Origin of the sequence: Micromonospora sp. AMSO1212t, from assembly GCF_008868145.1 — a bacterium.
Classification (GTDB): domain Bacteria; phylum Actinomycetota; class Actinomycetes; order Mycobacteriales; family Micromonosporaceae; genus Micromonospora; species Micromonospora tulbaghiae.
Genome location: NZ_WBKS01000205.1, coordinates 1 through 6,492 on the forward strand (window position 1 = coordinate 1; position 6,492 = coordinate 6,492).

4 protein-coding genes and 1 pseudogene are annotated in these 6,492 nt (G+C 73.8%); 4 read left to right on the plus strand and 1 reads right to left on the minus strand.

Annotated elements, in window-relative coordinates:
• Nucleotides 1–855: pseudogene (locus F8279_RS28745) on the minus strand (hypothetical protein); the annotation flags it as partial.
• Between the two features lie 207 nt (nt 856–1,062).
• Here F8279_RS28745 and F8279_RS28750 point away from each other — a divergent pair.
• From F8279_RS28750 to mycP, 4 genes are all read left to right on the plus strand, one after another.
• Nucleotides 1,063–3,048, plus strand: a complete 1,986-nt coding sequence (locus tag F8279_RS28750) for a TIGR03960 family B12-binding radical SAM protein (RefSeq protein WP_091421870.1) — start codon at nt 1,063–1,065, stop codon at nt 3,046–3,048.
• Between the two features lie 170 nt (nt 3,049–3,218).
• On the plus strand, nt 3,219–3,656 hold the full coding sequence (locus tag F8279_RS28755; RefSeq protein WP_091421868.1) for a hypothetical protein: 438 nt from the start codon (nt 3,219–3,221) through the stop codon (nt 3,654–3,656).
• A gap of 13 nt (nt 3,657–3,669) precedes the next feature.
• Nucleotides 3,670–5,151, plus strand: a complete 1,482-nt coding sequence (locus F8279_RS28760) for a hypothetical protein (protein ID WP_151501612.1) — start codon at nt 3,670–3,672, stop codon at nt 5,149–5,151.
• 10 nt (nt 5,152–5,161) lie between these two features.
• Nucleotides 5,162–6,492, plus strand: a 1,331-nt coding sequence (gene mycP / locus F8279_RS28765) for a type VII secretion-associated serine protease mycosin (protein ID WP_151501613.1), incomplete at its 3' end; no start/stop codon positions are given.

Genomic DNA, 6,492 nt, shown 5'->3' on the forward strand with positions numbered 1-6,492 from the left:
CGGGTCGACGGGTGTGGCGTGTTCCGGCGACGCGTGCGGCGGCACCGGCGTGGGCTCGGCGGACTCGCCCCAGGCAGGCCGGCGCGGCGGCGGTGGCGGGACGGCGGCGGAACCGCTCCAGCGAGGCGCGGACGCCTCGACCCGGGTCGGATCCGGTGTGCTCTCCATCCGGGTGGGATCCGGGGTTTTCTCGACCCGGGTGGGATCGGGGGTGGTCGTGGCCTGGGCCGGCTGCGGCGCGAGATCGATGCGGGTCGGATCAGGCCGGCGCCCGGTACGCGGAGTGGGGACGGGCGTGGTGCGACCGGGAACCGCCGCGGATCCCCGCGCCCGGGTCACCGGTGCGGGCGGGGTGGCGTCGATGCCGGCAGGTGTTCCGGCGTCGGCGGTCGGGGCCTCGCTGTCGGTGGGCGCGTCGGCCGGCGTTCCGGCGTCGCCGGTGCGGGGGTCGGCGTCGCCAGCCGGTGAGTGCGGGCTTCCGTCGTCGAGCGCGGCGGTGTCGGCCGGGTCTGCCGGCTCGCCTGCCTGCTCGGCCGGTTCGTCCTGCCGTGCCGGTTCGTCCTGCTCCGACTGCTCGTCGGGTGCCGGTGCCGCCTGCGGGCCGGGGGCCGAGGCCGCCGGGCCTGGCGTGGCCGGGACGTCGGGCGCGGAGACGGGTGCCTCGTCGCCGGACGGCTGCTCGGCCGAGACGTCGGCGGAGGTCCGGTCGTCGGCGGCCTCCGGCCCGGTGGACGGGGACGCCGGAGCCGAGGCGCCGGTGGCGTCCTCGGTGTCGACGGCGGTCGCCGGCTCGGTGACGGACGGCATCTCGGCCCCGTCGGCCGGCCGGTCCGCCCCCGGCTGCGGCTGCGGCATCGCGGCTATCTCCTCTCGCGCCCGTTGCGAGGTTAGTACTGCCCCGCCACCCAGGACGAATTCCGCCCGGTGCCCGGCCCCCACCTTGGTGATCAAGGAGTTCGTGTCCGGTGGGAGAGCGGGGCAGCCCGCAAACTCCTTGATCAACGCGGCGGACCCGGGCGCGGGCGCGGGAGAGGGCGGGGACACCGCGTACGCTTGGGCATCATGAGTGCCCCGTCCACTACCCCGCGTCCCGCCGCCGCCAACTCGGTCTGGCCCCGGCTGGAGCCGCTGCTGCCGCAGGTGACAAAGCCCATCCAGTACGTGGGTGGAGAACTCGGCGCGGTGGTCAAGGACTGGGACGCCGCGACGGTCCGGTGGGCGCTGATGTATCCGGACGCGTACGAGGTGGGCCTGCCCAATCAGGGCGTCCAGATCCTCTACGAGGTGCTCAACGAGCTGCCCGACGTGCTGGCCGAGCGGACGTACGCGGTCTGGCCCGACCTGGAGAAGCTGATGCGCGCCCACGGCGTGCCGCAGTTCACCGTCGACGCCCACCGCCCGGTGCGTGACTTCGACGTGTTCGGCGTCTCGTTCTCCACCGAGCTGGGCTACACCAACCTGCTCACCGCAATCGACCTGGCCGGCATCCCGCTGCTCGCCGCCGACCGCACCGACGCCGACCCGGTGATCGTGGCCGGCGGGCACGCCGCGTTCAACCCGGAGCCGATCGCCGACTTCGTCGACGCCGCGGTGCTCGGCGACGGCGAGGAGGCGGTGCTGGAGATCACCGCCATCGTCCGGGAGTGGAAGGCGGAAGGCTCCCCGGGCGGCCGGGACGAGCTGCTGCTGCGGCTGGCCCGCACCGAGAGCGTCTACGTGCCGCGCTTCTACGACGTCGACTACCTGCCCGACGGCCGGATCCAGCGGGTCGTGCCGAACCGCCCGGACGTGCCGTTCCGGGTGCACAAGCGCACGACGATGGACCTGGACGCCTGGCCGTACCCGAAGAAGCCCCTGGTCCCGCTCGCCGAGACGGTGCACGAGCGGTACGCGGTGGAGATCTTCCGGGGCTGCACCCGGGGCTGCCGGTTCTGCCAGGCCGGCATGATCACCCGCCCGGTGCGGGAGCGCTCGATCACCACCGTCGGCCAGATGGTGCAGCAGGGGCTGGAGTTCTCCGGCTTCCACGAGGTCGGCCTGCTGTCGCTGTCGTCGGCCGACCACTCCGAGATCGGCGACATGTGCTCCGGCCTGGCCGAGCAGTACGCGGGCACCAACGTCTCGCTGTCGCTGCCGTCGACCCGCGTGGACGCGTTCAACATCGACCTGGCCCAGGAGCTGTCCCGCAACGGGCGCCGGACCGGTCTGACCTTCGCCCCCGAGGGCGGGTCGGAGCGGATCCGTAAGGTGATCAACAAGATGGTGTCGAAGGAAGACCTCATCCGTACGGTGGTCACCGCGTACTCCAACGGCTGGCGGCAGGTGAAGCTCTACTTCATGTGCGGCCTGCCCACCGAGACCGACGAGGACGTCCTGGAGATCGCCGACATGGCGCACGAGGTGATCCGGGCCGGCCGCGCGGCCACCGGATCCAAGGACATCCGCTGCACCGTCTCCATCGGCGGGTTCGTGCCCAAGCCGCACACCCCGTTCCAGTGGGCCTCGATGGAGCGGCCGGAGGTCATCGACGGCCGGCTCAAGCTGCTCAAGCAGGCGATCAACAGCGACCGCTCGCTGGGCCGGGCGATCGGCTTCCGCTACCACGACGGCGAGCCGTCGCTGATCGAGGGCCTGCTGTCCCGGGGCGACCGCCGGGTCGGCGCGGTGATCCGCAGGGTCTGGGAGAACGGCGGCCGGTTCGACGGCTGGAGCGAGCACTTCTCGTACCAGCGGTGGGTGGACGCCGCCACCGAGGTGCTGCCGGCGTACGGCGTGGACCTCGACTGGTACACCACCCGCGAGCGTGAGGAGCTGGAGGTCCTGCCCTGGGACCACCTCGACTCCGGCCTGGACAAGGACTGGCTCTGGCAGGACTGGCAGGACTCGCTGTCGCAGTACGAGCAGGACGACTGCCGCTGGACGCCCTGCTTCGACTGCGGCGTGTGCCCGTCCATGGACACCGAGATCCAGATCGGCCCGACCGGCCGCAAGCTGCTGCCGCTCACGCCGGTCAACGGCCTGAAGCTGCCCGCCGCCGCGCAGGGCTGAGGCCACCGGCACGCACCGGAGCGCGGGAACCCGACCGGGTTCCCGCGCTCCGTCGTCTTTTCCCGGTGACCGTCGCGATACGTGGGGCGGGGGTGCCCCGACTGGTCCTTCCTCGATACGCTGCGTCCGTAGTGGACCGGCCGGGGCCGGCAGCGGGGAGGACAGTCAGGATGGGCATCAATCCGCCGGACACCGGCGATCTGCACGTCAGCGTCGAGGACCTGGACGCCGCAGCGGAGTACGTCGAGCGTCTCAAGCAGTACGTCGACGACACCATCGGCTGGGAGATGGAACGCATCAAGGAGCGGATGAAGGGCGACAGCGGCAACGCGCAGACGGTGCCCAACGGCACCCCGTTCGGCGCGTACGAGGACGCCCGGATGCAGTGGCAGGCGCTGACCACGTCCACGGCCAGCATGGAAGCCCACCTCAAGGCCATCTCCATGAAGCTGGCCGGCCTGAAGCAGGGCACACAGGACATCGCCAAGGCGTTCCGCGACGCCGAGGCCCGCAACGCGGCCAACGGCAAGGACATCGAGCGGCTGCTGGAGTCCGCGGCCCCGCCGCCGGACGCCGGGCAGCAGCCCACCTACCCGTACACGGCCTGAGGGGGAGACGGTCATGGCAGGAGGCACCTGGGAGCGTTGCGTCCGTGAGGTGACGCTCTCGGCGGACCCGGAAACCGTCGGATCGGTCGGCGCGGGCTGGAAGAACCTCTCCACCGCGCTCGGCCACCTGCGCGACTCGCTCGTCGGTCGCTCGTTCGTCGGCCCGATCGCGGCCGGGCAGGAGCGCCCGCACACCGGCGGCCTCCCCGGGATGCTCGCCGGCTGGAAGGGCAGCGGCGGCGACGCGTACCGCGAGCACCTCGGCGACATCGGCAAGGAGATCGAGGAACTCATCACGCACGCCAGCAACGTCAGTGGCGCGCTGACGCGGATCGAGGGTGACATCCGTACGGCGGTGGCGAGCATCCCGATCCCGCTGATGGACAACTTCGGCTGGAACGAGTGGAGCCTGCCCGGCGGCACCGAGCTGGACGACGCCCGCGACGGCGAGAGCCAGTCCGGCTTCCTCGCCGCCCTGCGCGGTGACTACCAGGCCAATCAGGCGCTCTACGCCGACGGCGCGTTCCGCGACAAGGCCGACGACCTCGAAGCCACCATGAAGATCGACGGCAACGCCAGCGACCAGAAGCGGGGCGGCTGGTGGGACACCAAGTCGCACCTGGACAACTGGTACCGCGACAACCAGCAGGCGGCCAACAAGGCGATGTCGCCGTTGCCGGCCGCGGTCGAGGCCGAGCGCCCCAAGCTGGTCGTACCCCGCCCCACCGACAGTGACCTGGGTGACGGCTACCGCGGCGACCCGCGGGTTCCCCCGTCGGGTGTGCCCGGCGGCGGCCTGCCGGGTGGCGGCGCCCCCGGCGGCGGCATGCCCGGCGGCGGCCCGATGCCGTCCCTGGGCAGCACCGGCATCCCCGGTGGCGGCACGCCCGGTGGCAGTTCGTTCACGCCGCCGGGCACCGGCGTGCCCGGCGGCGGCATCCCCGGCGGCGGCTCCTACACCCCGCCGGGCACCGGGGGGATCCCCGAGCTCGGCGGCGCGCCCGGCTCGGGCAGCCCGGAGTACGGCAGCGGTCTGGCCGGCGCGGGCGGGCCCGGCACGATCACCGCGGGTGGACCGGGCACGCTCGGTCTGGGCGGTGGCGGTGGCGCGGGCGGACTGAGCGCCGGTGGCGGCGGCTTCGGCGGCGGTGGTGCCGGCCTGGGCTCGGCCGGCGGGATCGGCGGTGGCGGGATCGGTGCGGCCGGCGGCATGGCCATGGGCGGCCTGCCCGGCATGGTCGGCGGCGGTAACGGCAAGGTTCCGCCACTGACCAGCGCGGCCAGCGCGCTGAAGGCCGCGTCCGCGGCGGGACCGGGCGGTGCGGGCGGCATGCGCGGCGGGATGGCCGGCGCCGGGATGATGGGTGGCGGAATGATGGGTGGTCACGGCGGCGCCGGGCACGGCGGCGGCGCTGCGGAGCACTCGTCATGGTTGACTGAGGACGACGATCCGTGGGGCACCGGTGACGGTGCGTCCCCGGGCATCCTGCGATGAGGACGGACGGATGAAGGTGCACGTCGGCGCGCTCCGGCCGGTGGCGGCCGGTCTGCTTGCCGGACTGATGCTGCTGGGGGCCGCCCAGCCGGCGGTCGCCGCTCCGCGCCGCGCCGAGCAGTGGTATCTGGACGAGCTGCGGATCGACCGGGCGCATCAGATCTCCACCGGGCGGGGCGTCGTCGTCGGCGTACTGGACACCGGCGTCGACGCCGGGCACCCCGACATGCGGGGCCAGGTCCTGGCCGGTGGGAGCACCCGCGACTCCGGCGACGGCCGGCGCGACCCGGACGGCCACGGCACCCACATGGCCGGGATCATCGCGGCCAACGGCACCGGGGTGGTCGGCATCGCGCCCGACGCCCGGATCCTGCCCGTCCGCAAGCCCGTCGGCGCGGCGGCCACCAAGGACGACTCCGCGACCGGCATCCGGATGGCCGTCGACGGCGGGGCGAAGGTACTCAACCTGTCGTACGGCGGTGCCGGAGCCGTGGACGAGAGCGAGGCGGCCGCGATCCGGTACGCGCTGGAGCGCGACGTGGTCGTGGTCGCCGCCGCCGGCAACGTCCGCTCGGTCGGCCCGGACGTCGTCTCACCCGCCAAGATCCCCGGCGTGATCGCGGTGACCGGCACGGTCCGGGGCGGGGGCTTCTGGTCCGGCTCGGCCCAGGGGCCGGAAGCGGTGATCGCCGCGCCCGGCGACGAGGTCTACAACATCGGCCCGGACCGGGGCTACGGCTGGGGGGACGGCACCTCCGACGCCGCCGCCATCGTGTCCGGCGTCGCGGCGCTGATCCGGTCGAAGTACCCGAAGCTCTCCGCGTCCGACGTGATCAACCGGATGATCCGTACCGCCCGGGACGCCGGCCCGCCCGGCCGCGACCCGCGGTTCGGCTTCGGCCGGATCGACCCGGTGGCGGCGCTGAGCGCCGACGTGCCGTCGGTGTCGGCGAACCCGCTTCTCGGGGCCGCCGCGCCGAGCGCCTCGGCGCCGCCGGCCGCCGCCGAGGACGACAACTTCGACGTGACCAAGTACGGCGACCGGGGTGGCCCCAGCGACCAGCAGGTCATGGTGATCGGCATCGGCATCGCGGTGGCGCTCGTGGTGCTGCTGGCGCTCGTGGCGTTCCTGATCTGGAATCGCCGCCGTCACCGGCGCGAACTGGCCCGGGCCGGTTCGATCCCGGACGAGGCACTGGACCGGATGGACGGCGGTGGGCAGGGCCCGCCGGTACCCGCCGGTCACGCCGCCGCCCCGCCGCCCGGCTACGGCCCACCCGGCGGCTACCCGCCACCCGCCGCGCACTCCCGGCCGGGCGGATACCCCCAGCAGGCCGGATA